This is a genomic window from Sulfoacidibacillus ferrooxidans, assembly GCF_022606465.1.
Taxonomy (GTDB): Bacteria; Bacillota; Bacilli; order Alicyclobacillales; family SLC66; genus Sulfoacidibacillus; species Sulfoacidibacillus ferrooxidans.
Genome location: NZ_JALBUF010000001.1, coordinates 282,246 through 308,857, shown reverse-complemented (window position 1 = coordinate 308,857; position 26,612 = coordinate 282,246). Strand labels below are relative to the sequence as shown.

Below are 26,612 nucleotides of genomic sequence, written 5' to 3'. Positions count from 1 at the left end.
ATTCTTCACATATGTCTATACTTTTACATGTATATCGTATCATAACTGACTGGCATGTAGCGCTATTCTGCCGTAAAATTTTACATTTATTTATTAAAAAACTTGCACGATATAGTAGGAATGATTCTCGCAATGAATAGGCAGTGATCGTTATATAAATGATAAAGAATTTTGTTACAAGATCATCATGATACAGGATGTATGTGGCGTGCAATGGACGCAATATCTATACTGCATGATTACTGTATTTCTTGTTTGATGTGGTTGCGTGCACTGGTATCTTATGTAGGCCTTTGTTTTTTGCTAAAGGTCTTGGCACTTCATGTGATTTGTTAATCATATGATTTAGTCCATCTCTAACTCATGTAAAAAACTCATGTAAAAAAAGCAATACCGTAAGTTCAATTACGGTATTGCGTGTGTACGATTAGTCTAGTGCGGTTCACTTGTATGTGTAGCCACATATTTTGCGTCCACAATAAATAATCGTCGGAACCACAAGAGTCCAGGTGTCATGACCGCTAGACCTACAATGAGAACAAGTAGCGTCGCTGTAAACATCGCTGTGTTTGACGCAGCTGCGTGAAAGGTGAGCAAAGGATACAAAATATACTTTGCATGACTAATCGCATAAGCAGACTGTGCAGTAATAATCTGTGTGATGGCTAAGCCGAGAATAAACAATGAACCTAACGTTGACTTCGATCGACTTCGCTTGAAGAACAGAAGTGCAAAACTGGCAATGAACGATAGGATGGAAATAGTCATCAGTACTTCCCATGCAAGATTATTGCCACTTGGTGCCATTAACTGTATTCCATTTGGCGTAGGAATAGTAAATGCCAAAGCACCTAAAAATAGACTGAGCGGCCCTGTCAACAACGCGGCTTTACGAAACCGTTGATATGGAGTTTTAAGACCACCTAAGTCTGCATAGCGAGCAAGAAAGAGCGCTGACAGATAAAGCGCTAGGGAGATCCCAAATGCCATAAAGATGTAGACGACAGGGCTTGAAAAAAATCGTCCGAGCAAGAGTACATAATTTGATCCTGACTGAGTGACATATCCACCTTGTGACATCGGCAACAAGCTGATAAATACACCAGGGAGAAGGAAACCAGTGATACCTGCAATGTAGATTGTTTGTTTTTTAAAGCGACTTGATGCGTACCCGAATTGGAGGTATGCACCACGCAGTGCAAGTAAAATGAGTAGAATGGTGGCCGGTAAGGCTAACACTGTACCGTAAGCAAACGCTGCTACAGGGAATAGACCAACTAAGGCTACTGGAATGACGATCAAAAATGAATTGATCAATTCCCACGTAGGAGAGACATAGGTAACTGCGACCGTTTCTGCGCGCCAATTACCTCGTAGATGGAAATGCCAGCGCCAATAACTCGAACCAAAGTCGATGGCAGCTAAGATCGAATATACAAGGACCAATAACCATAGAAAGCCTGCTCCAAAAGTACTCAAACTCATTGTGGCACCCCCGAATCTGTGCGCGCGCCAGTGATGTCATCGATGTTGTCATCTTCACGCAATGGGTGATTTTTAAAATAATGACGTAGTGCCCATACGGTAGCGATAAGTAATACAGTATAAAGAAGCATGAAACCACCAAACATCCAGCCGATATCAGGTGTCGTAGTTACGGCTTGAGAAACGGTCATCATCCCGTAGATAATCCATGGTTGACGAGCTTCCTCTGCAAATACCCAGCCGTCTTCAATCGCAATCATGGATAGGATCCCTGTGATAAAAATCACACGTAAAAGCCAACGAGGTGTTGGGTTTGAACGCATTTTATAGCGATAAAAGAAATAGACAAATGCCACGCCGATCGCAAATGTGCCAATACCAACCATCGTATCAAACATCAAGTGAACTGGCATAAGAGCAGGCCAAGTCCAACGTGGAAATGTATCTAGACCGCGTACTTTACCACTAAAATGAAGCGTTGCAAGCCAGCTTAAAAGCCCTGGTATTGGAATGCCACCAATAATTTTTTGCTTCGATGCACTGACAATACCGCCAATGACTAATGGAGCGTAACGTGTTGTATGGAAGAGTCCTTCTGCTGCGGCTAATTTTTCTGGTTGATAGACTGCAAGCATTTTTCCAGATGCGTCTCCCAAAAAAGCCGTACATACAGCAGCGATTCCTCCTACTGCAACGGTTAGCGTTAAATTTTGTTTGTGATAGCGTTTTTCAAACTCTGTGATATGTGGTTTCAACAGTCCTTTTGCAGCAGCTGCTGCAAAAACGAAAGCAACAGCCATATATGCTGAAGCCAGTACGTGGCCAAGTTCTGTAGGCATCGATGGATTGAACATAGCTGCCCAAGGGTTTGCATGTTGTACTTGACCGTGTGCATAAATAAGGCCGGTTGGTGTATTCATAAAGGCATTGACATCCGTAACCAGTAATGCTGATAATCCAGCACCAATGGTTACAAACAAAGATGTAAATATTCGCGCCTTTTGACTGAGTCGATCACCACCGTAGACATAGATGGCAAGGAATAATGACTCTAACATAAACGCAAATACTTCAAGCTCAAACGGTAAATTAATGATTTGGCCAACGACTTCCATAAACTTCGGCCAAAGTACAGACAGCATAACAGCAACTGTAGTTCCTGTTACAATTCCAACACCTACTATTAAAATTGCTACTCGCGTTAGACGCTTAGCGTATAGTCGATAGAGTGGATTTTTCGTCCGTAGACTCATAATCTCAGCTAAAAAGATGAGAAATGGTGTTCCGACGCCCATCGTTGCATAAGTGATATGATAAGCTAACGTAATTCCGAAGAGCGCACGGACCATATCGGTCTCGTTCATAAATGCTAACCTCCTCTTGCATGTAATGATGCGTTTGCTTCATTATCTTAAGCTAGCATACCAATGAAAAGGTGTCAGGTAAAACCCGACTAGGGCAAAACCCTTGTTTCCGAATGTGCCACGTTTACCGTACACTTAAGGCTAAACCGTGGCAAGTCTAATTCTCTCACCTTGTTTCGTCACTAAATAGCCAATAGGCTAGTAAAATCATTACAGTTAGTAGTCAAACGTTTGTCTAATTAGCAAATCCTTATGAATGACTCTACATTCTAATTTTTTGTGACGGGGTGATCGAATGGGTAGTGTGAGTGTACATTTGCCACGGCGAGTGATTCGGTTAAGTAATTCTACATTTAGTTTTAGTGCGATGCGTTTAGAGGAATATCGCAGGTTACGCCAACTTTTTTTTCTATTAAGCGATGGAATTATCGTGATGGATCCACAGCGTAGAATTGTATTTGTGAATCCTGCCGCGATTCGCCTTACAGGCTGGCTATTAGGTGATGTAGTCCCTTATTGTCTGTACTGTCAGACTCGCAAAGTAGAGACTGGCAGTGAGCGATGTTTACTTGCGGCTGATCCGAAGCGTCATTACTTTGAGTCGGAAATGCCGACTAAAATGGGCAGACCAGTACCAGTTGGTATGAGTCGGACGTTCTTAACAGCTGATGAGGGCAACTTTCGACGTGATATGGTGATTACAGTGCGGGATGTCACCGTTGAACGACAAGAGGAAGAACTTGCAGTGAGTCGAAGGCTCACACATCACACATTAAACGTGCAAGAGGATGAACGAAAACGGTTATCCCAAGAATTGCACGATGGTATTTCGCAGACACTTTATGGAATTAGCCTGGGTATGGAACACTTGCAACGTCATATTAAAGATGCATCATTAACCGATAAGTTAAATCAATTGCAGGAGCGTTTGCGATCTTGTATGCAAGAAGTACGAGTTCTATCGCGCAGCTTGTATCCGGCAGTCCTTCACGATATTGGATTATTGGCAGCCATTCGATCGCTTCGGGACGAATTGACAACAGATCATTGCGCTGTGCAGTTTCTTACAGACTTAGAGGAAGATGATGAAATGACTGCATCTGTTGCGGTCCAGGTATATCGCATTGTTCAAGAAGGCATTCGCAATGCCTTGCAGCATAGCCAAGCACGCTATGTGAGTATTTTACTCTTTCAATCAGATGATCATGAAAATGTATTATTACAAATTGAAGACGATGGAGTCGGATTTGTATTGCCTGATAAAGATCGAGAGCATATGGGCTATGGATTACGCAATATGCAAGAGCGGGCACGAGCGATCGCAGGAACATTTGACATTGAAACGTCGCCTAGTCAAGGGACGAAGATTCGCATTCAGTTTCCACGTAGTGGAACAAGGGAGTGAGCACAATGCAAAGTACCCGAATTATCTTAGTTGACGATCATGCATTGGTGCGTCAAGGTGTGCGCACATTACTTGAAGAAGAACCTGGGTTTCACGTTGTTGGAGAGGCCGAGACGGGGGACGATGCCATTCCATTAGCGATTCGAGAACAACCAGATGTGATGTTAGTTGATGTTCATATGCCACGTGGAGTAGATGGGGTAACCGCTGCAAGAAGAATTAAGGAAGCTGTACCACATACACGTATTTTCATGTTGACAATGTTTGATGATGAGGTTCATTTAGAACGGATGTTACTAGCTGGAGTGGATGGGGTATTGTTCAAACACGACTCTAGTCAAGAAATTATTAGTGCGATTCGATCCACAAGTTCTTCCAAAGGAACACCGTATTTGCCGCCACGTATTCGCCCGGAGATACGACAAAAGTTACTTGACTTATTAAAGGCTCCATCCAAATCCCTTTCTAGTAGCGTTCTTACTCCGCGAGAGACTGAGATATTGGCACTGATCGCACAAGGTTATACCAATCGAGAAATTGCGGATCGTCTGCATATTAGTGTTAAGACGGTCGAAGCTCATCGAGCACGTATTGTGGAGCGCATCGGTGCGGAGTCACGTGTGGATTTGATACAGTATGCATTGCAACATGGGCTAATTTCAAAACCGATTCTATGAAATCCCAACTACTTTAGTGGAATGCACATAATCACCTATGCTATTATACCCCCTGTGGTAAATTCTTTGCCAATGTCGTGAACAAATTCGTACATTACCCGATTTTTGGCCTGTAAGGTAGGGTAATTCCCGATCAAAAATTGTACTGTTTCACGCTACGATAAAGAGGACCACTGAAATCATATCATGGAGGAATAACCGGACAAAGCGGCTACTTATGGGTTGTAGCAAGCATCAAGGGGGAAATCTGGATGAAGCGCGGGTCATCCGTGTGATACGGTTCGTTACAGCGCACTCTAGACACACGGAACAATGGGTAAACTAATGTATATTTGAATGGATGTTAAGGGGGAAGAGCGATGTCAATGGATCTAACGCCCTTGCAAGTCGTACTCGCTATTCTATCTGGTGGTGTTGTCGGATTTGCTTTAGGGTTAATCGGCGGGGGTGGCTCGATACTTGCCGTTCCGCTATTGCTATATGTTGTGGGTATGCATAATGCCCATCTTGTGATTGGAACCACTGCGCTTGCAGTAGCAATTAATGCTTATTTAAATCTTATTCCACACGCAAGAGCAGGAAATGTACGTTGGAAAGCTGCCGTGTCATTTGCAATACCTGGTGCAATCGGTGCGTATATTGGTTCGACGCTTGGTAAAGATATGGATGGGAAGGCTTTATTATTTCTTTTTGCTATCTTGATGATGGTCGTTGCAGTCATCATGTTAAAACCAAAAAAGAATGTAGAAACAGATTTTACAAAAGATGTTGACGTTAAGTTTTCGAAGGTTATTCCTGCTGGACTAATCGTTGGTATTGTATCTGGATTCTTTGGTATTGGTGGGGGATTCCTCATCGTACCTGGATTGCTCTTCTCAACGGGCATGCCTATGATTTGGGCTATTGGGAGTTCACTCTTCTCGGTAGGTACATTTGGATTAACGACAGCTGTAAACTACGCTTCGAGTGGACTTGTGGATTGGATGGTCGTTCTTGAATATGTTGCAGGCGGTATAGTCGGTGGAATTCTTGGCACCATGTTAGCCACAAGGCTAAGTAAGAGTAAGCGAATGCTCAATTATGTGTTCTCAGGCGTCATTATCGTGGTGGCTATTTACATGTTGTATGTGAATTTTAGCGCATTTCATCATCTGTAACAAAGCATGGTGAGAGTGGATCCTTTATCGCATTTGTTTTGCGATAAAGGATTTTTTATGTCAATAAGTTTGTCTCTTACTCTGCGATGTCTTACAATGATTCAGATGCCACAACCTGCGCAATGAAAGGGGGAGTTATCATGAATGTTTTTTTTGAACGAGATTGGTCTCAGTTGACCGCCTTTACTTCTTGCGCTGGCTGAGCAGCTAAATTAGGTCCGGGGGACCTTGCAGCGATGATGAGGCCATTATTGCAACAACAACGTACAGATGAACGGTTACTAATTGGTATCTCTGAACCGGATGATGCAGCAGTGTACCAGATGGATGACCAAACGGCACTTGTTTTTACAGCGGATTTCATTACACCTGTTGTGGATGACGCATATATGTGGGGTGCCATTGCAGCCGTTAATTCTATGAGTGATGTCTATGCGATGGGCGGACGACCAGCACTTGTGTTAAACATTGTTGGGTTTCCAAAAGATATGCCTACTGAAATTGCGACCAAAGTCATGGAGGGAGGCTTTACGCAAGTTCGTGAAGCAGGCGCTCTGGTGGTCGGTGGACATACAGTAGAAGATGAAGAGCCAAAGTTTGGATTAGCTGTTATTGGTTTTGCGAATCCTAACCAATTATTGCGTAAAGGCAATGCAAAACCTGGAGATTATGTCGTGTTGACAAAGTCAATTGGAACGGGATTATTGGCTAAATGCGGAAAACACGCTGTGATAGCCAAGGAACATCTAGACATAGCGCAGCGAAGTATGCTAACAAGTAATAAGGTGGCTTCAGAGGTTGCGATAACACATCGGTTGAGCGCAGGAACTGATGTAACAGGTTTTGCTTTGCTTGGGCATATGTCAGAAATGGCTAACCTTTCTCATGTACAGTTTGATATTTCGTATGATTCCATTCCTGTATTACCAGGAGCGCTTATTCAGGCGAAAGATGGGAGTTATTGGCCAACGAAAACATGGGAAAATCAAGAGTATTTTGGAGGAACGATAGAGTTTTCACCTAACTTACAGTCTTTCCAAAAAGATCTTTTGTTTTCTCCAGAAACTTCAGGGGGTCTTTTAGTAACAGTCTCTGCTGATAAACTTGAGAATGTTTTGTCAGATTTAAGAGTTAAAGGTCAAGTGGGACACGTGATTGGTCGAGTGGCCGCGGGTGAAGGTATCGTTGTACGCCCATAACAACCCTATCTAGCATGAATAACAGCCACATAATCAGTGTCATGAACAACACAGATTATGTGGCTGTATGTGAGAAACGATTATTTTTGAGCAAACTGCAACATATGCTCTTGCACTTTTGCAAATGCTGCTTGTGGTAATGCTTTTTCTCCACCGATCATACGTGCTTGGATAACCAGTTCTGCAGCTTCATCAAGAGTTGTAACAATCTGCGCTGTTGCAAGTGGTGTTGCACCAAATGCTAAGACGCCATGATTAGCTAAAATGACTGCTGGCAAACCAGGGTGATTTTTAACAATATCTACAATGCCATTTACTGATTCTGCAGACCCTCTAGGAGCCCAAGGAACAACTGGTACTGCTTCTGTGATGCCAAACCGCAACAATGGTTCGTACACGACAGGAATAGGTTGATGTGCAATCGCAAACGTAGTGATATGGGGCGCATGGTTATGAATGATACCGCCCACTGATTCACGTGCCCGATATACTGCAGCATGCATTTCAATGACTTCTGCAAGTACTGGTTCAACATGACCTTCTACAACGGTACCATCTAATGTTACGATAGCAAAATCTTCTTTTGATAATTTTGCTACGCTTCCACCCCGTGTAATCACCATCTGATCTTTTCCTAAACGCGCTGACAAATTGGCGTGTTCTCCTTTAAACATAACACCTGCATCAAATAAACGATGTGCAACTTGTACTAACTCTTCCCTCAGTTGATCTGCTGTTTTATCACTCATCAATCGTTCTCTCCTTTACGATGGGATTACATAATGATAGGTGTAAAGCCTTGCTTCACATATTCTGCAATACTTGGATGGCCATTGACTTCATTAAGTGCCATAATGCCGGATTGTAGTACAGGATCGGCAACACCCATGGCTGTTGTGCAATACTCACACACGCCAATTATAATTCCCTGTTCTTTTAACTGCAGATATAAATTGTGTGTTGGACGCTCTGTATTTGTGATGAATCCAGCAAGCGACTTTACGCCAGCACCATCAAACATGATCTTAACTTCAATCCCTGCTTCATTCAATTCTTTTGCGTAAAGTAAAGCGTGAGCAGCTTTTGCACCTTCTGTATCACTCGCATGTACAATAATGAGAAACTTTGTATTCATATGATCCCATCCCTTCATGGTCATCTGTAATGACTTAATCATAATACTGTATTAATCAGTGCATGTCAATAGTGACGACTTCATTAAACCTCCATGTCAGTATGAATCATTTCGGCCAAGCTATCCAGGTATAATATAGCATAAATGATATTTATTTATAGAAGGAAATAGGTCTACAATCGCGAATAGAATAAATAAAATTCATAGAATGCACATTGTAGAGAGGGGTTATTCCATGAAACGCGGTAAACGATCTCGTCTCGCTATCATGAGTATCATTTTTGCCATGCTATCTGCACCAGCTGCAATGGCAGACACTTCCGTAACGACGCAGACATCACAGCCATCATTAGTTGCACTTGGTGATTCGATTACATTCGGTTACAATCTTGGTAATAATAAAGCGCCATCACAAAAAGCTTTCCCATATGTAATAGGTTCTGCAAAGGGGTATCGAGTCACTGATCTTGGAGTGCCGGGGTGGACATCTGGGAATTTGCTGCAGGCGCTGACAACGCCACGTTTTATGACAGCTATTCGTGGTGCAAAGGTTATTACAGTAGATATTGGTAGCAATGATATCTTACAGCCAGCGATTAAAGATGGCCTGTTACATGCATCAGGTCAACCACCCACACTCACTTCCGCAGAAAAGTTGCAGTTTGTTGATGCAATCGCTACATTTGGGCAAAACCTCCATGCTATTCTTACAAAAATACACACTGTCAATCCACAGGCACAAATTATTCTCTACAATATTTATGATCCCATTCCGGAATCTTATGTAAAACTGCGTATGATCAGTGAACTGCTGATTGGATCTGAGAATGCTATCATTGCAACAGAAGGTTCAGAGGATCATCTGGCTGTAGCTGATGCATATCAAGCATTTAATCAGCAGTTGTCTACTTATGTACTACCTGGACATGTTCATCCAACTGTTGCCGGTCAACAAGAACTTGCGAAGCTAGGGTTAGCCATCTTGGCGCGTCCAGTAGCTAAACCTTACTATCAGACGAAAGCACAGTTTATTTATGACTTTTTAGCTATTTTGGGACAAGCACCAGATCAATCAGGTCATTCTCCATTTAAGGATGTAGCAACTCATTCTTATCTGTGGGGCTATGTGCATAAAGCATTGCAGTTACACTTATTGTCTCCTGTTTCGTCTACATTTTTTGGGGCAAATTCCGATGTGACAGCCAGTCAGGCTGCACAAATTGCAGTGAATTTTCTTCATGTTCATTTAAATAATGGAGAAAGTGCGTTTGCTTTTGCTAAACAACAAGGATTTTTGAATGGGTTGATCAATCATCCGTATATGACATTGCGAGATGAGGTGCTGTTTGTAACTCGTATCGAAAATGATATGCAGACTACATCGCAACGTGTACCTGCGTCTTGGCACATGACTCAAACAGAAGCATCCGTGTTGCGTGAAGCATTGAAGAAAAGCATGGCGTCTCCGTACATGCAATTGAAAGCTAGTATGATCATGCAGACATCAGGTGATCTGACGACAGAGGGTGCGCAAAGTAGTTTGGCTCAGGGTATCCTTCAACAAATGAAAAATACGCTGCACATGAATATTGAGGAAAATAAGGGTTTTAACGATGGGGAACCGGTCTTGTCCTCACAAGTGACGATGATACCATCACCATCTGATAACATGCCTGTCTCTGCGTTAACAGAAGTTCAGGAGTATGTGGCAAATGGGAATCTTTATATGAATTCGGGTTCTGGGTGGAAAAACATTCCTGGTTTGTATGACCTCCAGTCTGTATTATCGAATCAATTGGGAGGTGCAGCGCTAACCATTGGTGCTTTGCAGGACATGACTATTATTCCTATAAGCGGAGGGTATCAGTTTGAGGGTTCATTAAATACACAAAAAATGGATGCAATAATCAAAGGATTGTTTTCTTCTATGCCCATGTTGTCACAATCTAGCGGTATGAGTAGTAAAAGCTCTGAAGAGTTTATGACTCGTGTGTTAAATCAAATGCAAACAGAAGTTACGTTTACCGTATTAGCAACCGCAAATGGCTATCAACTGAATAGTGAGCAAATGAATGTTCAATTGACTGTCCCCTTTTCCAGTATTCCTGGTGTCAAGACGAAACTTACTGGTGCAAATGCGGTAATATTACAAGACATCAAAGATTTACAATTAGATGAACACATCACATCCAACATGACGTATGATAGAGAAATAGTAGCACAACCTAATGGGTTGCCTCATTAATTTCTATAGAGGACGTGATATGTTATGAATACTGCACAGGATTTTATGATTCGTGATGTCATTTCCATTGACCCTAATGCATCGATTCGGGAACTATTATTGCTGTTTGCAAAACGCAATGTGAGTGGAGTGATTGTCACTTCAAAAGATGGTAAGCTTAAGGGAATGGTTACGGTTGGCGATGTCTTTCGCCATTTGCAACCACAGGTGAATCATTCAATTGATGCGATTACATTTATGACATTCTATACAGCACAAAATTCACTGCCTGAGCGCGTTCAAGTCATGTTAGAAGAACCTGTAACGAAGATCATGACAAGCCGTCAACTTATTTTTACAACAGTAGATGCACCACTTGAAGAAATCATTGAGGTATTTGCTGGTCGGAGATTTAAAAAATTGCCTGTTGTGAACACAGAAAACAAGGTGATCGGTGTGATTAGTCGCGGTGATTTATTGCGTTTTATTGTGATGGAGATGCTTACACAGTAGTATAAAATCATGGTTTTTGCATGGTGTCAGTGTCATTGCTTGATAGCACAAGACTTCTGTGTGCGCGAAGGCGCATGTACATAAGTCTTGTGTTATCTTTGTCTTTTTTGCTTTATACTTCAAGAGGTTTATGCGATCATATGATGAATGATATTATTGAAAGAAGAGAATGATCATGACAGAACTCCGATATAATCCTTTATTGCAAGATTGGACCATGGTAGCTTCAGGGAGACAAGGGAGGCCGAATCTTCCTAAAGATGATTGTCCATTTTGTCCTGGGTCAGGTAAAGTACCTGATCATTACGATGTATACGTATATGACAATGATTTTCCTGCACTATCAGGGAATCCCCCACAATCAGATGTCTTATCTACGCCGTTATATAAAACAGCTCCAGCTTATGGGAAATGTGAAGTGATATTGTATTCAGAAGATCATGTGGCTACATTATCAACGATGACGGTCACGCATATTCGCAAGATTGTCGATGTGTGGACGGACCGATTTGTTACATTAGAAAAAGATCCTCGCCATCACTATGTGCTGATTTTTGAAAATCGTGGGCGCGAGGTCGGCGTCACAATGCCACATCCACATGGTCAAATTTATGCTTATCCGTATGTCCCTATGAAAATAGCCACAGAGCTAAATGCAACGAAAGCACACTACCATGAACATGGAGAGTGCTTGATTTGTCAAATGAATCAGGAAGAAAAAAGATTTTCACAACGGGTAGTAGTAGAAACGGAGCATTTTATTAGTTATATCCCCTTTTTTTCTGATTATCCGTATGGAGCATTTATTGTTAGTAAGGCTCATAAAACTGCATTGCCTGATCTCACTTTAGATGAACGAGATGATCTTGCACTGATCGTAAAGCGTCTCACAGCTGGTATGGACGAGCTTTTCTCGCGTGAATTTCCGTATATGATGGTACTACACCAAAGACCTGTGGATGGATCTGATGTGGAATCCTATTATCATTTTCATATTGAGTTTTATCCCCCTTTACGTGACGAGTCTAAAATGAAGTATTTAGCTTCCTCAGAGACTGGTGCATGGGCGCCATGCAATCCGATGGCGGTGGAAGAAACGGCTGCATTTTTGCGTGCGGCTGTGGATCGCGCCACAACTGCGGAGGGAGAAATAAGATGAATGATCAATTATTGAAGCAAGTAGCTGAAGCTTTTACAACGTTTTCTCCAGGTCCAGCACATCAAGTGCGCGTATTTTTTGCTCCTGGGAGAGTGAACTTAATTGGTGAACACTTAGATTACAATGGAGGATATGTATTTCCAGCTGCCCTTACACAAGGTATTTGGCTATTTATTAGGCCGCGTACCGATCGCATCGTGAGATTTCATTCATTGAATTTTGACCATGAGGTAACGGCGCATATGGAACATCTGCAGTATCAAGAAGATGATCGATATGCCAATTATCCTAAAGGCGTGTTGTGGGTCATGCGTCAAGCGGGTGCGACATTTGAAGGTGCGGATTTTCTTTTCGCGAGTAACTTGCCAAGCCAAGCTGGGCTATCGAGTTCAGCTGCTTTGGAGGTAGTCACAGCCTTTGCTGTCAATCGTTTATCGCACTGTGAAATGTCTATAAAGCAGTTAGTGTTACTGGCACAACAGGCTGAAAATCAGTTTGTGGGTGTTAAATGCGGTATTATGGATCAATTTGCAGTGGGTTTTGGCAAGGCGCATCATGCCTTGCTTTTGCAGACGGCGGATCTCAGCTATGAACAGATTCCTTTTAAGACGGATCATGTACAGTTAGTCATTGCTAATACAAATTTTCGAAGAGAACTTTCTGATTCAAAATATAATGAGCGGCGCAGTCAGTGTGAGGAAGTGCTTGTAGCGGTACATTCTATTTATCCAGATGTGTTGCATTTGGCAAATGTAACGGAGAGTATGTGGGAAGAAGTCGCCAGTCATATGAAAGATGATACATTAGTGAAACGCGGGCGGCACGTAGTGACAGAAAGTGCTCGAGTGATTGCAGCAGCTAATGCATTGCGCCAACATGACATTGAGCGTTTTGGCACACTTATGAACGAATCTCATCAATCATTACGCGATGATTATGAGGTGACTGGTAAGTATTTGGATGCACTGGCGTCGGCTGCCAATGAGGCACCAGGTTGCATTGGCTCGCGTATGACTGGAGCAGGTTTTGGCGGTTGCACAGTCAGCCTTGTACAAACACAAGAGCTAGCGTCTTTTGAACGGTTTGTTACTCAAGTGTATCAGCGTAAGGTTGGTTATCAACCAAGTTTTTACGTGAGTGACGTTGGAGATGGTGTTCATGAAGTGACAGAGGAGGTTATGGATCGATGGCCGTTTTAGTGACTGGTGGAGCGGGGTATATTGGTAGTCATACTGTGCAGGAATTACGCACGATGGGATATGAAGTCGTCGTATTAGATAATTTGCGCCAAGGACATCGTGCGGCCATTTTCGATACCCCATTTTATGAAGGCGATATTTCTGATCAAAAGTTAGTACTAGAAATTTGTAAACAACATTCAATTGATACGGTTGTGCATTTTGCCGCACACTCACTTGTCGGTGAAAGTGTACATGAACCACTAGCTTATTATGAAGCCAATGTCTGTAAGACGCGTAATTTACTCGAAACACTTGTTATGGCCGGGATCAAACGAGTGGTATTTTCTTCAACTGCTGCTGTCTATGGAGAACCGACAGAGATACCGATTGCGGAGGAACATACTACGATTCCAACCAACCCCTACGGAGATACAAAATTAGCGATAGAACACATGTTGTCATGGTGTTATCAAGCGTATGGGCTAAGCTCTATTAGTCTTCGTTATTTTAATGCAGCTGGAGCACATCATACATTGCCTATAGGTGAAGATCACCGTCCAGAGACGCACCTAATCCCCCTAGTCATTTTAGCTGCGCTTGGAAAACGTGATCATTTAACTGTGTTTGGAACTGATTATGAAACAACAGACGGAACATGCGTGCGCGACTATATTCATGTCTTAGATTTAGCAACTGCTCACAGACTTGCTGTAGAACGCCTGATGACACATCGTGGAGCCGAGATTTTTAATCTTGGAAATGGTAAGGGGTTTACTGTGAAAGAAGTGATTGACGTTGTCGAAAAGGTGACGGGTCGCACAGTACCTGTTACCTATGGGGATAGACGTGCTGGAGATCCAGCTGAACTTGTCGCTTCTTCTACTAAGGCTCGTGATATGTTAGGGTTTATTCCAATTTATAGTGATCTTGTGAACATCGTATCTTCTGCAGTAAGGTGGCACCAAGGTCATCCAAATGGCTATGAGGAGAAGTAGACTATAGTGTTCAATCAAAATGATGAGATATTCGGCGGACGTGAACATGTGGAGTCAATACATGAACGCATAAGAAGTGTACTCGATGAACAACAATTGGATGTTGCTGTCTTGCGGACGCGAGCAAATTTTGCTTGGATGACAGGCGGCCGCGACAATCATATTATCAATACATCAGAATTGGGTGTGGCTTTTCTTCTTGTCTTTAAAGATCGCGTTCTCTGTGTGACAACCAGTATGGAAGAGCGGCGCATACAAGAAGAGGAGCTATCCGCTCTAGGTATTGAAGTGATTTCAGGTGACTGGACACGTGGGATAGAAGTCATCATGGAATCGTTACTTAAGGGATTACGAGTAGGAACGGATGGACTTCAGTCAGGTACAAAAGACCTCACGGTTGCTTTGTCAAAAGCTCGTCAATCATTATCTATAGTACAGATTGCTCAGTATCGCGAAGTGTGCGGGTTAGCTGTCAATACCATTGAAAGCATAGGGAAAAGGTTACACCCTGGACTCACTGAACATGTCATAGCAGCAGATCTTGCAAGTGCAGTGATGACAGGCGGAGGCACTCCTGTGGTTACGCTTGTTGCCACAGATGAACGAATCATGCGTTACCGCCACCCCATTCCAACCCATAAACCGTTATTGCAATACGCTATGCTTGTTTTATGTGTACAAAAATATGGGCTGGTTGCTAATGTTACTCGCTTTGTACATCTGGGCAAGCTTCCTCATGAGTTAGACATAAGCCAGAAACAATGTGCTTCAATTGACGTGCGTATGAATGCCATGACGCAAAAAGGTGTCCGAGTGGGAGATGTGTTTCAAGCAGGCCTTGCAGGTTATGCGGATATTGGATATCCAGATGATTGGAAGTTGCTCCATCAAGGTGGCCCAACTGGTTACGCATCTCGTGAATATCTTGCAACCATGAACTCAGATCAGCTGATCGATGAGAATCAAGCATTTGCATGGAATCCAGCTATTCGTGGATTTAAATCAGAAGATACATTGGTTGTTAACAGTACTGGAAATGAATTCTTAACGCATAGCGGGGAGTGGGCTTATCAGCAAGTTCAATACGAAGGACGAATGTATGAGCGACCGGCAATTTGGGTGATTGACTAGCTTTTCAATAGTTATCATTGCATATTCGTTAACTTTTCATATAGTATATTTACAGTAACATAGTGGTCTTAGCATCTTCCTCTTTAACATAACATACAATTCGACATCAGAGGAGCAGCTAGGTACACGATGGGGGTATAGTGGTGAGGCGTAAATGGCTGACATATATGATTGTCGTAGTTGTAACACTCGGATCTGCAGCGTACATTACGTCTGCATTTGCGTCCTCAACAAATCCTGATGCAACACAGTGGATGGATGCAGGGGATATGATGACTGAATTAACGGCGATCGCTGTGCCTTCAGTACCTTCTTTTGCAGGATCAACACCCTATTGGGATGTTCTTCAGTCTGGTTCGCCAATGGGGAATATTATTTCTTTTGATCGAGACAATGGGTGGTTAGATCACATTCCCACCATCAATTCGTATACATTTAGCGTCTCGCAGCCGTTTAGTCGCGGTGAAGCAGCGAGCATGCTTACGGCTATGTTTGGTATTACGCTTCACAATCAAACACCTATGGCATTTGCAACACAGGCGGGATGGTTTCAGTCCATGCCACATAACTCTTATTTTACGGTAGATAGTGCTCACACGTTTATAGAAAATGTTAAACGATATGTAGCGCACCAACATATGCAGGCCTTACTAAGCCCAGTGGGATGGGCAGACTTGCATCGCGCACCGCTTACGACTGAAGGTGGGTTTATGGCTGGCTTACAATATACAGTAACCCACCTTAGCAACCGTTCCTTCTCACCTGCATCTTGGTTAGCAGGATTGAATGTCGACTCTGATCAGACCATAACGGCAGGTCAGGCTGCACAATGGCTTCAAGTATTTGCAGAGCATGAAAATATTTCACGGATGATGGATCATTTGGATATGAGTCCCTATATGTGGGCAACTCAGTTATCATTATTTCATGCAACGGGTATAACGAGTTCTGCACAGACTTTAACTGCAGTCACGGCACAGCAAATCTTAAATAACCTTAGTTATTTGTTAAATGGCAACTTGCCAAATACCACTGGCGTATTTTTACCCATGCCGCGCCAAGTGATTCTTCCTGTCAAATCAATTTGCCAAATGCCTGAGTTACCCAATGGGTGCGAGGTCACTTCACTATCAATTTTGCTCCAATTCGAAGGAATTCCGGTGACCAATATGACTCTTGCAAGTGAAGTAGCGAGAGCAAAGACGCCTTTAGTTGAAGATGATGGGCAAGTGGTACGTTGGGGTAATCCAAATGATGGATTCGTGGGTAAGATGTCTGGTCAACCAGGATATGGTGTATACAATGGCCCCATTGCGCAACTTATGAAAAGATATCTTCCGCACGACGTTGATGATTTGACTGGGGATAGTCCGCAACAGATTATTCGTGTGCTAGAAAGTGGTCGCCCTGTTGAAGTATGGACGAATGTCTATTTTCGTCCCGTTACTGATTGGGTCACATGGATGAGTGATCATGGACCTGTCCACGCAACATTTGATGAACATGCAGTTGTGTTAGTCGGTTACGGACATGGTAGTTTGTATCTCGATAATCCATTAAACGGAGATCAGGCGGAACGCGTCAATGCTAAACTGTTTTGGGGTAGCTGGAAACAGATTGGCAGTCAAGCTGTAACCGTGAAGAAAAATACAGAAGCAGCCACTGAACAAGAAGAGGATGCCAATTAGCTTGGTATCCTCTTCTTGTTCGTTTTTATTATTTCAGTGACTTGGCGAGTTTTAAAGCAGCTCGTAAGTCTTCAACTTCTTGTCCACTTGCAATGTCCCCCCCATATCGTTCTCTTTCATACCGTGTAATCAAAGTTTCTGTCACATCTGGAAGCATGCGCTCATGACTGTTGGAATTGTCATGTTCATGAGCCTTGCTACTGATAAAGAGTTCGCGAGCAGTCGAATGATGTCGTGTTTTTAGTACGCCTTTTTGTTCAATATCATGTACCCATTCTTTAAACAGTGTACGTAAAGGGGTAGGTGGTACGTTCGTCTTCATTTTCTTTTTTGGTAACTTAGATCGTACAATCGTTGGACTGACGACGTCAGTATTTATCTTTTGATGAATGGCAAGTTTTCTCCATAGAATCATGAACAGATAAATGATGACACACGCTAAAATAAGGAGGAAAATTTGGTGTAACCACCATGGTACATGTGCACTTGCATGCGCTTTTTGTAGTTGTTCTAATGCAGATGGACCCTTTGATGCGATCTTTTGATGGTGGTGATGGTTCGAGTCGTGTAAATGTGCAATAAGCATATCAAATAATGCAAAAAATGCGTTTCCAATGATATTGACAATGGGCCAAATTATTTTTCCAAAGAGAGTGAAGATTGCCTGATGCATAGAGACAAGGATCACAGAAACCACAGTGATGATTAACCCCAAGCTAAACATGGAACTAAATAAAGATGGAATGTGTTGTTTTGTAACCTTTCGTAAACTATAGATATCGGCATAACGCAAAGCCGCAATACGCCACAGAACCACAAGCGCAAATAGCGTAGCTGGCAAAGCGAGATATTCATTGGCATTGAAAGCAATTGTCAGCGAAATGATCATGAGGACAAGATCGATGAATAAGTTGCGCATACTTGGTGTATCATCTGGCGTTGTTCCGATAGAGAGATAGGAGCGTACAAAAAATAACATAAAACCAAACATACTCATCACGGCAATACCTACCGTAGTGAAAATCATCGTACATACGATCAGTAAGATCATCGCACCAAACAGCAGTCCAAGAATAGTGCGCTGTGTTTTTAAAAAATGATAGCTATATATGTATAAGAGGCCAATAAAGAAGGTAATAAAAAGCGTTAAAGAGATATCTGTGGTTGTGATTAAACCGCTAAGTATAGCCGTAAGGCCAGCACTCATGGTTAGGTCTGATAAAGCAGCTGGCCAGTTCATACTGCTCACTCCTGATCTTGGATAGGTTGAATAGGGATCATTATTTTATGAATTTCATGGCCGACTTGAGTCAGTCGATGATACTGTTGCAACATATCTTCGTCTTCATAGGCAGTGAGTATCATGATGTGAGTAGGAGCCAGTTGTGATCTATAGATGGATGCTAACACAGCCGACATTGGATCCATTGCATAAGTGGAAAGCCTTCCTAGTTCATGACCAATGCGAAATTGATTGCGGGAAGTAGCTGCTCCCTCTATGTGTAGTAATTGGTAGGCATGTGATCGTTGTCCTTTTATTGCATTAGTTAATATGGTGATCAATGCGTTTGAACTTGAGAGAAGAGATAGTGCTAATGCCATGGTTTCTTCATAAATGCGTTCTATGACACTAGGGATATTGCCTGACCAGTAGTCTTTATACAGTTGAATATTTGACACGATCAGCACTTGCTGGCGTAAAGAAGTGGCACGTTCAAATACGACAAGTTCTCGCTGCTTTGCACTGATCATCCACGCAATGTCTCGCATTGAATCACCGGACTGATAGGGTCTAAGGTCGACCCAATCGGTAGACATGGGGAATAATTTTCGCAACGTAGGCATTGTCCCTGGGCGTTTGTGTAAAGACTGTTGTATTAGGGATGATGATCGATGAGCGGGATGAACGACGATATCGCAGTATGTTGCGATATCGGTAAATTGGTAAGTGGAGAATCCGTTAGAAAGCTCCACGCGAATTTTTTGAATATGGCCGTGACCTCTATGTATGCCGAAAATCGGATAACTAACCGTTGCGCTTTCACGTGGTCGCATTGCGATAACAAATGAAACTTCTTCCGCCTTTTTTGTTTTTGAAAGGATACTTGATTCTGTGTTATCTGACTTCTGATGCAAGCTAATTTGTGGTGGCAGTTCAAAAAAACACAGTACATTTGGTGCAGGTAGAGAGGAGCGATTTTCTATGATAATGTGTAGTTCTGCCTGTTCACCATACCGAATGGATGGGTTGGAAACAGATAACTGTACTTGAATATGCGGAGGTACATAGCGTTGCCATATAGAATTCCAGGAAAATAATAATACCAATAAAAATAAAATGAATAGGAGAATGGCAACGCTCATGATTACATGCCTTCTTCCACGGGAACGGGTATCGATTCAAGCAAATTCATCATCCATTCGCGTGGATGGAGATCTTGTTCTTGGTGAAAGCCGCGAAATACGAGGCGATGAAAGAGTACCAGAGGAGCGACGCGTTTCACATCATCTGGTATGACAAAGTTGCGCCCTTTTACTGCTGCAAGGGCTCTTGCAGCCTTTGCCATCATGATCATACCGCGTGGACTTGCACCAATTTCAATATCCGGATGAGAGTGTGTCGCTTCGGCAATGGCAATCATATAGCGCAAAATATCTTCATGTAACTGTACATGTTGTACAGTATTAAATAAAGGAGAGAACGTCTTTAGACTTGACTCATAAGTATCGGCATCATTTGTAGAAGATTCTGGTGTGGTGTTCTTTTTTGTATACAGATCAACAGGTAAATTCAGATGGTAACTCAATAGATGATAGCTATGTTCGGAATTAGGGTAACCCAATGAGGTTTTTAAAAGAAACCGGTCAAGTTGTGCTTCAGGAAGTGGAAAAACACCTTGTGACTCAATCGGGTTTTGTGTCGCGATGACCATGAATGGTTGTGGTAACATGTGCGTTTCACCGTCAATGGTGACCTGTCCCTCCGCCATCGCTTCTAGTAATGCAGACTGCGTGCGTGGTAACGCGCGGTTGATCTCATCGACAAGCAATAGTTGGCTAAAGATAGGACCTTTGCGAAGTTGAAATTCGCTTGTTTTAGGATTAAAAATGAGTGCCCCTAGGATATCCGCTGGCAGCATATCTGGTGTGCATTGTATTCTTCTAAAGGTTAATCCAACTTGATATGCAAACGCTTTAGCGAGTTCTGTTTTGCCAACTCCAGGTACATCTTCGAGCAAAATATGTCCGCGTGCTAAAAACGCAGTAAATAACTCTTCAATGGCATTCTCTACTCCAAATAACGATGCTGATATGTGATCAGTAGCAGTTGTAATCAACTGTTTTAATGAATTGGAATTTGCTTCTATGTCTACATGGTCTTGCAAAATGAATCGTCTCCTCTATCTTACAAAAATGCGATACTTACTGTTCATGTACTGCTTTCCTTCCATCCCCGGTCAAGGAAATGCAGAACCTCTGGGATATGACGCTGCCAAAAACCCCATATATGTGTTCCAGGTGCTTCTTGATAGGTTACATCTAAACCCATATCTTCTAGGAGGACTTTCATATCTCGATTGGCTTTTAAAAAATCATGGTGCCCACCTGGTGTCTCTACGTCTGTTTCTTGTTCACCAACTAACATAAACACGGACGTTGCATGTGCAGTCGGAATTCGACTAGCATATGTTAGGACTTCATTATAATAGGCTCCGGAGAAAAGTGCCATATGATTAAATAAGTGAGTAGTTTCAAACGATAACTCAAGGGTGACGACAGCCCCAAGTGAAATGCCAGCCATTGCTCGGTACATAGGATCATGTTTCACTTTGTAAAGACTCTCAATGTAGGGAATGCACTCCGTTGTGACAAAGCGGATGTATGCATCATTGCGCTCGCCAAATAAAGAGTAATCGGCCGTTCTTCGTTCATGGTTTACTGCAATTCCTACAATCAGACAGGGCGTTAGTTGTCCTGTTAGAATCATGTCTGCTGCAATCGTGGCAATTCGCCCATGCGAAAAAAATTCATTGCCATCATGACAATAGAGAATGGGATAGGTAAGTTGTTCGTCGTAGTTAGGAGGTAGAAAAATTTTCACGGTTCGTTCTTCGTTCAAGTGAGCACTGTATAGAGTATGACCGACGATTCTGCGTTTTGGAGCGTCCATGTAGTTGTCCCCTTTCGATGATACAGAACAATCATATATTGAAACGGTTTGTGAGCTAACAATAAAAGTAGAGCAGATGCCTTATCGTTTGTAACAGATTCTGTCCTACTTAAAAAGAAGTTCGCAAGTTTTAATGATCTGTATTATACTATATCAAGAAGCTGTATTATCTTATAAACACGCTGTTTGTTTGAAAATGACTGTATGACACTACGTTCGAGGTGAACGCACATGAGCGCAATCGCGCCAACTAAACCAACCACTTATCTCCAAGTTCTCGATGCAGAAGGAAACGTTGTAAACCCTAGTTTAATGCCTAATCTTACAGATGAGCAACTGCGCTCTCTGATGCACAAGATGGTTTTTACACGCATTTGGGATCAGCGTGCAATTAAACTCACTCGTCAAGGTCGGTTAGGGTTTTATGCTCCAGTAGGTGGGCAAGAAGCTAGCATGATAGGCAGTGAAGCAGCAACTGAAAAAGAAGATTTTCTATTTCCAAGTTATCGTGATGTACCACAATCAGTGTGGCATGGTTGGCCTTTATATCAAGCATTTTTGTACTCGCGCGGACATCAACACGGAGGCCAATTTCCGCAAGATGTACATGTCATTATGCCTCAGATTATCATTGGGGCACAAATTGTTCAGACTGCAGGAACGGCTTTAGCATTCAAACTGCGCAAAGAAAAGCGTGTGGCGTTTACGTATATTGGGGATGGCGGAACATCGCAAGGAGATTTCTATGAAGGGATCAATTTTGCGGGTGCCTATCAAGCACCAGCAGTGTTTGTGGTGCAAAATAACCAATTTGCTATTTCTGTTCCAGTAGCCCTACAAACAGCAGCTGAAACATTGGCCAATAAAGCGGTGGCAGCAGGAATCCCTGGTGTTCAAGTCGATGGAATGGATGTACTTGCTGTGTATGGTGCAATGAAACAGGCAGTTGATCGCGCGCGAGCTGGAGAAGGTCCGAGTTTAATTGAAACCATGACGTTTCGTTATGGTCCGCACACGATGAGTGGCGATGATCCAACACGTTATCGGAGCAAAGAACTTGAAGAAGAATGGCAAAAGAAAGATCCTCTTGTGCGATTTCGTAACTTTTTGCAAAGTAAAAACTTATGGTCTAAAGAAGATGAAGATCTTGTCATTGAAGAGGCAAAGGCAGCAGTTAACGATGCTCTAGCGAAGGCGGACGCTTATCAGAAAATGACCATTCCTGGATTGATTGATAGTATGTTTAAAACATTGCCTGCAGATTTGATTGCGCAGCGCACCGAATTTGACTCGTAAGGTGGGATGCTCTCATGGCACAATTGACAATGATTCAAGCGATTTCAAATGCGATGGACTTGGAATTAGGTCGCGATGAAAAGGTTTTATTGTTTGGTGAAGATGTAGGTCAAAGTGGTGGCGTCTTTCGGGCTACGGATGGATTACAAAAAAAGTACGGTGTTGAACGCGTTTTCGATACGCCGTTAGCGGAATCTGGTATTGCAGGTCTTGCGACAGGACTTTCTATTCAGGGCTTTCGTCCTATTGCTGAAATCCAATTTTTTGGTTTCGTGTTTGAGGCCATGGATGAGATCGCAGGTCAAGCTGCTCGGATGCGCTATCGCTCAGGCGGACGCTACAGTTGTCCGATTGTGTATCGAGCGCCTTTTGGTGGAGGTGTTAAGACACCTGAATTACATGCGGATAGTTTGGAAGGCGTCTTGGCGCAAATGCCTGGCATTAAAGTAGTCGTTCCGTCCAATCCTTATGATGCAAAAGGATTACTGATCTCTGCTATTCGCGATGATGATCCGGTCTTTTTCTTAGAACACATGAAGCTATACCGATCATTTCGACAAGAAGTCCCAGAAGAAGCATATACAGTTCCACTTGGGCAAGCTAAGGTTGTTCGTGAAGGCAAAGATGTGACGATTATTTCATATGGAGCGATGGTTCATACAGCGGAAAAAGCTGCTGAAGAGTGGGCGAAAACGCGGGGTATTTCAGCTGAAGTGATTGATCTTCGCACGATTCGTCCTATTGACATCGAAACCATTGTGGCTTCCGTGAAAAAAACGCATCGCGCAGTGGTATTGCAAGAGGCTCAGCGTACTGCGGGAATTGCAGCTGAGGTCGTTGCACAAATTAACGAACAAGCCATATTTTATCTCGAGGCACCTGTGTTGCGCATTGCACCACCTGATACCATTTATCCATTTGCTATGATTGAAGACGAGTGGTTGCCAACTCCGAAACGCGTTATGAGTGCTCTTGAAAAAGTTATGAGTTTATAATTTGAGTTAGTTTTGACTAAAGAGGTGATTACAGTGGGCTTATATGTATTTCATTTTCCAGAATTAGGTGAAGGATTGCACGAGGGACGCATTGAAAAATGGTTAGTTAAGCCAGGTGATGAAGTAAAGGAAGATGACGCACTGGCGGAAGTTGAAAATGATAAAGCAATGGTTGAACTGCCTAGTCCTGTAGATGGTAAAGTGGTTGATATAAAAGTTCCAGACGGAACGACAGTAGTTGTCGGCGATTTAATCATCACTCTAGAGGTAGCTGGAGAGGGCAATGGAGATGCCGCTGTTTTACAAGATGAAAAGACGTCAGGTGTTCAACAAGCTGGTTTAGAAAGTGTTGCACAACACGTGGCGCAGGCAAGTCCGTCTGCACCGGCAACAGAATCTCCAGCACATACGCAACATGCAGCACCTGTAAAAGCTGATGATGCGATTAGGAGCGTAGCTCACGACGTGCTTGCTACTCCTGGCGTGCGTAAATTTGCACGGGAGCAACATGTCGATATTTCACAAATTCATGGAACGGGTGCACACGGTAAGGTAACAAAGGAAGATGTAGCCACTTTTGTACAGGGTGGTGACCATGTTGTAGTTGGTGAGCAAGTTGCCGCTCATGAAATGCAGTCGAGCGATGGTCACAACACGCAAGTGCCGATAACAACCCAAGTTACATCATCTACTGCAGTAGGTGGACTCGTGACTATTGAAGAGCGTGTAGCGTTGCCGGGAATACGTAAGATTATTGCACAAGCGATGGCAAAATCCAAATACACAGCTCCTCATGTTACCATCATGGATGAGGTAGATGTGACAGAGCTTGTGAAACTGCGTCAAGAAATTAAATCGCTAGCACAAGAGAGAGAAATCAAGATTACGTATTTACCTTTCATTGTAAAAGCTCTGGTTGCAACGGTGCGAAAGTATCCAGAACTGAATGCGTCATTTGAAGAAGAAACACAAGAGTTAGTGTTAAAACGCTCGTATCATATAGGGATTGCCACGGATACAGATCGTGGATTAATGGTTCCTGTGATAGGTGATGCTGATCGTAAAAATATGTGGACGATCGCGAAATCTATTGATGATTTGGCATCGCGTGCAAGAACGGGTAAACTAATGCCAAATGAAATGAAAGGCAGTACCATCTCGATTACGAACATTGGTTCGGCGGGGGGGATGTTTTTCACGCCTATTATCAACTATCCGGAAGTGGCTATTCTTGGTGTAGGACGGATTACAGAGCGGCCCATTATGAAAAATGGTGAAGTGGTGGGTGGACAGATGATGGCCTTATCGCTCAGCTTTGATCACCGGATTATTGATGGCGCATTGGCGCAACACGCAATGAATGAATTGAAGAATTTATTAGCTAATCCGCAATTGTTCCTCTTGGAGGTGTAAGGTAATGGTAGTAGGAGAATTGACAGAAGAAGTAGATGTAGTGATTATTGGTGGTGGTCCTGGTGGATATGTGGCGGCTATTCGCGCCGCACAATTAGGTAGACAGGTTACCCTGATTGATAAAGCTGAAGTAGGCGGTGTTTGTCTTAACCGTGGATGTATTCCATCAAAAGCACTAATCTCAGCAGCAGATCGTTATGAAGCAGCACATGAGTCATTATTTCCGGGGATTTCCACGACAGCATCCTTGGATTTTTCAGAAGTGCAAAAGTGGAAACAAAGTGTCGTTGATAAAATGACAGGTGGCGTGAAAACGTTGCTAAAAGGCAATAAAGTAACAGTGATTTCTGGTGAAGCTTTTTTTGTTAAACCTGATGAAATTCGCGTGATGACTGAGGTTGAAGGTCATAATTATCACTTTGAAGATTGTATTATTGCCACAGGTTCACGCCCTATTGAATTAAAGTCTATTCCAAACAGTGATCGTGTGCTCTCTTCGACAGAAGCACTCTCTTTAAGCGAAGTGCCAAAAAGCCTTATTGTTATAGGTGGGGGCTACATAGGCATTGAACTTGGGCAGACGTATGCAAAATTAGGAACAAAAGTGACGATAGTTGAAGGAACAAGCTCGATCTTACCTACCTTTGAGGCGCAGTTATCACGCCTTGTTCTTCGCAATTTGAAAAAATACAATGTGGATATCTTTACTGATGCACTTGCCCAGTCTGTGAAAGAGACAAAAGATGATGTCACTCTTACCTTTACTGTACGGGGTGAAGAAAAAACAGTAACTGCAGATTATGTATTGGTTACGGTAGGAAGACGCCCTAACACAGATGAACTCGGTCTTGAAACGATTGGGATTCAGATGGCGGAAAAGGGATTAATCGCTGTGGATGCGCAATGTAAGACAAATCTCGACCATATTTATGCTATTGGCGATATTGTCCCAGGCCCAGCTCTTGCACATAAAGCATCATACGAAGGCAAAGTGGCAGCTGAGGTGATTGCGGGGCAACATAGTATCGTTGATTATCGTTGTGTGCCTGCAGTTGTGTTTTCTGATCCTGAAATTGCAGTGGTGGGGTTGACTGAAGAAGAAGCGAAGCAGGCATATAAAGAAGTGGTAATTGGACGCTTCCCTTATGCAGCTAATGGTCGTGCAACGGCGCTCAATGCAGATGCTGGATATGTAAAGTTGATGGCCGATAAAGAGTCAGGATTGCTCGTGGGTGCACAAGTCATCGGTCATGAGGCGTCCAATCTGATTGCTGAACTTGGTTTAGCCATTGAGATGAGTGCAACTCTTGAAGATATCGCGCTTACCATTCATGCGCATCCAACTTTAGGTGAAATGGTTATGGAAGCGTCCGAAGTTGCATTAGGATTGCCTATTCATGTATTGGTGAAGTAAGGGAGACGGA

General features: G+C 42.9%; 22 protein-coding genes and 1 pseudogene. 15 read left to right on the top strand and 8 right to left on the bottom strand.

All coding sequences use genetic code 11. The annotated features are described in order from the left end of the window. Positions 1 to 432: 432 nt before the first annotated feature. Positions 433 to 1,485: a cytochrome d ubiquinol oxidase subunit II gene (locus MM817_RS01640; protein ID WP_241711697.1), complete on the bottom strand. Its 1,053-nt coding sequence runs from the start codon at positions 1,483 to 1,485 to the stop codon at positions 433 to 435. Next, positions 1,482 to 2,849: a cytochrome ubiquinol oxidase subunit I gene (locus MM817_RS01635; protein WP_241711696.1), complete on the bottom strand. Its 1,368-nt coding sequence runs from the start codon at positions 2,847 to 2,849 to the stop codon at positions 1,482 to 1,484. The genes MM817_RS01640 and MM817_RS01635 overlap by 4 nt, the downstream gene beginning before the upstream one ends. Before the next feature lie 295 nt (positions 2,850 to 3,144). Here MM817_RS01635 and MM817_RS01630 point away from each other — a divergent pair, with 295 nt between their 5' ends. The 4 genes and pseudogenes from MM817_RS01630 to selD all read left to right on the top strand — a co-directional run. Further along, entirely contained in the window at positions 3,145 to 4,254 is a 1,110-nt protein-coding gene (locus tag MM817_RS01630; RefSeq protein ID WP_241711695.1) for a PAS domain-containing sensor histidine kinase, read from the top strand. 5 nt (positions 4,255 to 4,259) lie between these two features. After that, positions 4,260 to 4,931: a response regulator transcription factor gene (locus MM817_RS01625; protein ID WP_241711694.1), complete on the top strand. Its 672-nt coding sequence runs from the start codon at positions 4,260 to 4,262 to the stop codon at positions 4,929 to 4,931. A 359-nt stretch (positions 4,932 to 5,290) separates the two neighbouring features. Further along, on the top strand, positions 5,291 to 6,088 hold the full coding sequence (locus MM817_RS01620) for a sulfite exporter TauE/SafE family protein (protein ID WP_241711693.1): 798 nt from the start codon (positions 5,291 to 5,293) through the stop codon (positions 6,086 to 6,088). 215 nt (positions 6,089 to 6,303) lie between these two features. After that, positions 6,304 to 7,287, top strand: a pseudogene (gene selD, locus MM817_RS01615) (selenide, water dikinase SelD); the annotation flags it as partial. 80 nt (positions 7,288 to 7,367) lie between these two features. On the opposite strand, the gene MM817_RS01610 reads toward selD, so the two are convergent. Together MM817_RS01610 and MM817_RS01605 are read right to left on the bottom strand one after the other, a co-directional pair. Beyond that, entirely contained in the window at positions 7,368 to 8,036 is a 669-nt protein-coding gene (locus tag MM817_RS01610) for a class II aldolase/adducin family protein (RefSeq protein ID WP_241711691.1), read from the bottom strand. Positions 8,037 to 8,062: 26 nt separating this feature from the next. After that, complete coding sequence (locus MM817_RS01605) at positions 8,063 to 8,422, bottom strand: DsrE family protein (RefSeq protein WP_241711690.1); 360 nt, start codon at positions 8,420 to 8,422, stop codon at positions 8,063 to 8,065. A gap of 235 nt (positions 8,423 to 8,657) precedes the next feature. On the opposite strand from MM817_RS01605, the gene MM817_RS01600 reads away from it, so the two are divergent. The 7 genes from MM817_RS01600 to MM817_RS17175 all read left to right on the top strand — a co-directional run bounded on the left by MM817_RS01600 (position 8,658) and on the right by MM817_RS17175 (position 17,313). Beyond that, positions 8,658 to 10,667 carry an SGNH/GDSL hydrolase family protein gene (locus MM817_RS01600; protein ID WP_241711689.1) on the top strand — a complete coding sequence of 670 codons (2,010 nt, stop codon included), beginning with the start codon at positions 8,658 to 8,660 and terminating at the stop codon, positions 10,665 to 10,667. Positions 10,668 to 10,691: 24 nt separating this feature from the next. Next, positions 10,692 to 11,159, top strand: coding sequence for a CBS domain-containing protein (locus tag MM817_RS01595; RefSeq protein WP_241711688.1), 468 nt, complete (start codon positions 10,692 to 10,694; stop codon positions 11,157 to 11,159). A gap of 175 nt (positions 11,160 to 11,334) precedes the next feature. After that, entirely contained in the window at positions 11,335 to 12,318 is a 984-nt protein-coding gene (galT, locus tag MM817_RS01590; RefSeq protein ID WP_241711687.1) for a galactose-1-phosphate uridylyltransferase, read from the top strand. Beyond that, on the top strand, positions 12,315 to 13,517 hold the full coding sequence (locus MM817_RS01585; RefSeq protein WP_241711686.1) for a galactokinase: 1,203 nt from the start codon (positions 12,315 to 12,317) through the stop codon (positions 13,515 to 13,517). The genes galT and MM817_RS01585 overlap by 4 nt, the downstream gene beginning before the upstream one ends. Continuing rightward, positions 13,505 to 14,494 (top strand): UDP-glucose 4-epimerase GalE, encoded by a 990-nt coding sequence (gene galE / locus MM817_RS01580; protein ID WP_241711685.1) that lies wholly within the window; start codon positions 13,505 to 13,507, stop codon positions 14,492 to 14,494. Before MM817_RS01585 ends, galE begins: the two co-directional genes overlap by 13 nt. 6 nt (positions 14,495 to 14,500) lie before the next feature. Continuing rightward, complete coding sequence (locus MM817_RS01575; RefSeq protein WP_241711684.1) at positions 14,501 to 15,625, top strand: M24 family metallopeptidase; 1,125 nt, start codon at positions 14,501 to 14,503, stop codon at positions 15,623 to 15,625. 143 nt (positions 15,626 to 15,768) lie between these two features. Then, positions 15,769 to 17,313, top strand: a complete 1,545-nt coding sequence (locus MM817_RS17175) for a C39 family peptidase (protein WP_241711683.1) — start codon at positions 15,769 to 15,771, stop codon at positions 17,311 to 17,313. Positions 17,314 to 17,341: 28 nt separating this feature from the next. Here MM817_RS17175 and MM817_RS01565 read toward each other — a convergent pair whose 3' ends face one another. The 4 genes from MM817_RS01565 to MM817_RS01550 are packed head-to-tail and all read right to left on the bottom strand — an operon-like array spanning position 17,342 to position 21,484. After that, the gene (locus MM817_RS01565) at positions 17,342 to 18,553 is read right to left on the bottom strand and encodes a DUF4129 domain-containing protein (protein WP_241711682.1); all 1,212 of its coding nucleotides are present in this window, start codon (positions 18,551 to 18,553) and stop codon (positions 17,342 to 17,344) included. A gap of 5 nt (positions 18,554 to 18,558) precedes the next feature. After that, entirely contained in the window at positions 18,559 to 19,677 is a 1,119-nt protein-coding gene (locus tag MM817_RS01560) for a DUF58 domain-containing protein (RefSeq protein WP_241711681.1), read from the bottom strand. Positions 19,678 to 19,679: 2 nt separating this feature from the next. Next, complete coding sequence (locus tag MM817_RS01555; protein ID WP_241711680.1) at positions 19,680 to 20,699, bottom strand: AAA family ATPase; 1,020 nt, start codon at positions 20,697 to 20,699, stop codon at positions 19,680 to 19,682. A gap of 44 nt (positions 20,700 to 20,743) precedes the next feature. Continuing rightward, on the bottom strand, positions 20,744 to 21,484 hold the full coding sequence (locus MM817_RS01550) for an alpha/beta hydrolase (RefSeq protein ID WP_241711679.1): 741 nt from the start codon (positions 21,482 to 21,484) through the stop codon (positions 20,744 to 20,746). A 231-nt stretch (positions 21,485 to 21,715) separates the two neighbouring features. Between MM817_RS01550 and pdhA the strand changes: the two genes are divergently transcribed. Genes pdhA through lpdA form a run of 4 tightly spaced genes read left to right on the top strand, consistent with a single transcriptional unit; the run spans position 21,716 to position 26,602 of the window. Next, positions 21,716 to 22,780: a pyruvate dehydrogenase (acetyl-transferring) E1 component subunit alpha gene (gene pdhA, locus MM817_RS01545; RefSeq protein WP_241711678.1), complete on the top strand. Its 1,065-nt coding sequence runs from the start codon at positions 21,716 to 21,718 to the stop codon at positions 22,778 to 22,780. A 14-nt stretch (positions 22,781 to 22,794) separates the two neighbouring features. Next, positions 22,795 to 23,775, top strand: coding sequence for an alpha-ketoacid dehydrogenase subunit beta (locus MM817_RS01540; protein WP_241711677.1), 981 nt, complete (start codon positions 22,795 to 22,797; stop codon positions 23,773 to 23,775). 33 nt (positions 23,776 to 23,808) lie between these two features. Beyond that, a complete protein-coding gene (locus MM817_RS01535) occupies positions 23,809 to 25,188 on the top strand; it encodes a dihydrolipoamide acetyltransferase family protein (protein WP_241711676.1) in 1,380 nt (459 codons plus the stop codon). Positions 25,189 to 25,192: 4 nt separating this feature from the next. Continuing rightward, on the top strand, positions 25,193 to 26,602 hold the full coding sequence (gene lpdA, locus MM817_RS01530) for a dihydrolipoyl dehydrogenase (RefSeq protein ID WP_241711675.1): 1,410 nt from the start codon (positions 25,193 to 25,195) through the stop codon (positions 26,600 to 26,602). Positions 26,603 to 26,612 lie beyond the last annotated feature (10 nt).

Excerpts from the sequence above, each read along its gene's own strand:
- MM817_RS01640 (WP_241711697.1), bottom strand. The coding sequence starts at position 1,485 with ATGAGTTTGAGTACTTTTGGAGCAGGCTTTCTATGGTTATTGGTCCTT.
- MM817_RS01635 (WP_241711696.1), bottom strand. The coding sequence starts at position 2,849 with ATGAACGAGACCGATATGGTCCGTGCGCTCTTCGGAATTACGTTAGCT.
- MM817_RS01630 (WP_241711695.1), top strand. The coding sequence starts at position 3,145 with ATGGGTAGTGTGAGTGTACATTTGCCACGGCGAGTGATTCGGTTAAGT.
- MM817_RS01625 (WP_241711694.1), top strand. The coding sequence starts at position 4,260 with ATGCAAAGTACCCGAATTATCTTAGTTGACGATCATGCATTGGTGCGT.
- MM817_RS01620 (WP_241711693.1), top strand. The coding sequence starts at position 5,291 with ATGTCAATGGATCTAACGCCCTTGCAAGTCGTACTCGCTATTCTATCT.
- MM817_RS01610 (WP_241711691.1), bottom strand. The coding sequence starts at position 8,036 with ATGAGTGATAAAACAGCAGATCAACTGAGGGAAGAGTTAGTACAAGTT.
- MM817_RS01605 (WP_241711690.1), bottom strand. The coding sequence starts at position 8,422 with ATGAATACAAAGTTTCTCATTATTGTACATGCGAGTGATACAGAAGGT.
- MM817_RS01600 (WP_241711689.1), top strand. The coding sequence starts at position 8,658 with ATGAAACGCGGTAAACGATCTCGTCTCGCTATCATGAGTATCATTTTT.
- MM817_RS01595 (WP_241711688.1), top strand. The coding sequence starts at position 10,692 with ATGAATACTGCACAGGATTTTATGATTCGTGATGTCATTTCCATTGAC.
- galT (WP_241711687.1), top strand. The coding sequence starts at position 11,335 with ATGACAGAACTCCGATATAATCCTTTATTGCAAGATTGGACCATGGTA.
- MM817_RS01585 (WP_241711686.1), top strand. The coding sequence starts at position 12,315 with ATGAATGATCAATTATTGAAGCAAGTAGCTGAAGCTTTTACAACGTTT.
- galE (WP_241711685.1), top strand. The coding sequence starts at position 13,505 with ATGGCCGTTTTAGTGACTGGTGGAGCGGGGTATATTGGTAGTCATACT.
- MM817_RS01565 (WP_241711682.1), bottom strand. The coding sequence starts at position 18,553 with ATGAACTGGCCAGCTGCTTTATCAGACCTAACCATGAGTGCTGGCCTT.
- MM817_RS01560 (WP_241711681.1), bottom strand. The coding sequence starts at position 19,677 with ATGAGCGTTGCCATTCTCCTATTCATTTTATTTTTATTGGTATTATTA.
- MM817_RS01550 (WP_241711679.1), bottom strand. The coding sequence starts at position 21,484 with ATGGACGCTCCAAAACGCAGAATCGTCGGTCATACTCTATACAGTGCT.
- pdhA (WP_241711678.1), top strand. The coding sequence starts at position 21,716 with ATGAGCGCAATCGCGCCAACTAAACCAACCACTTATCTCCAAGTTCTC.
- MM817_RS01540 (WP_241711677.1), top strand. The coding sequence starts at position 22,795 with ATGGCACAATTGACAATGATTCAAGCGATTTCAAATGCGATGGACTTG.
- lpdA (WP_241711675.1), top strand. The coding sequence starts at position 25,193 with ATGGTAGTAGGAGAATTGACAGAAGAAGTAGATGTAGTGATTATTGGT.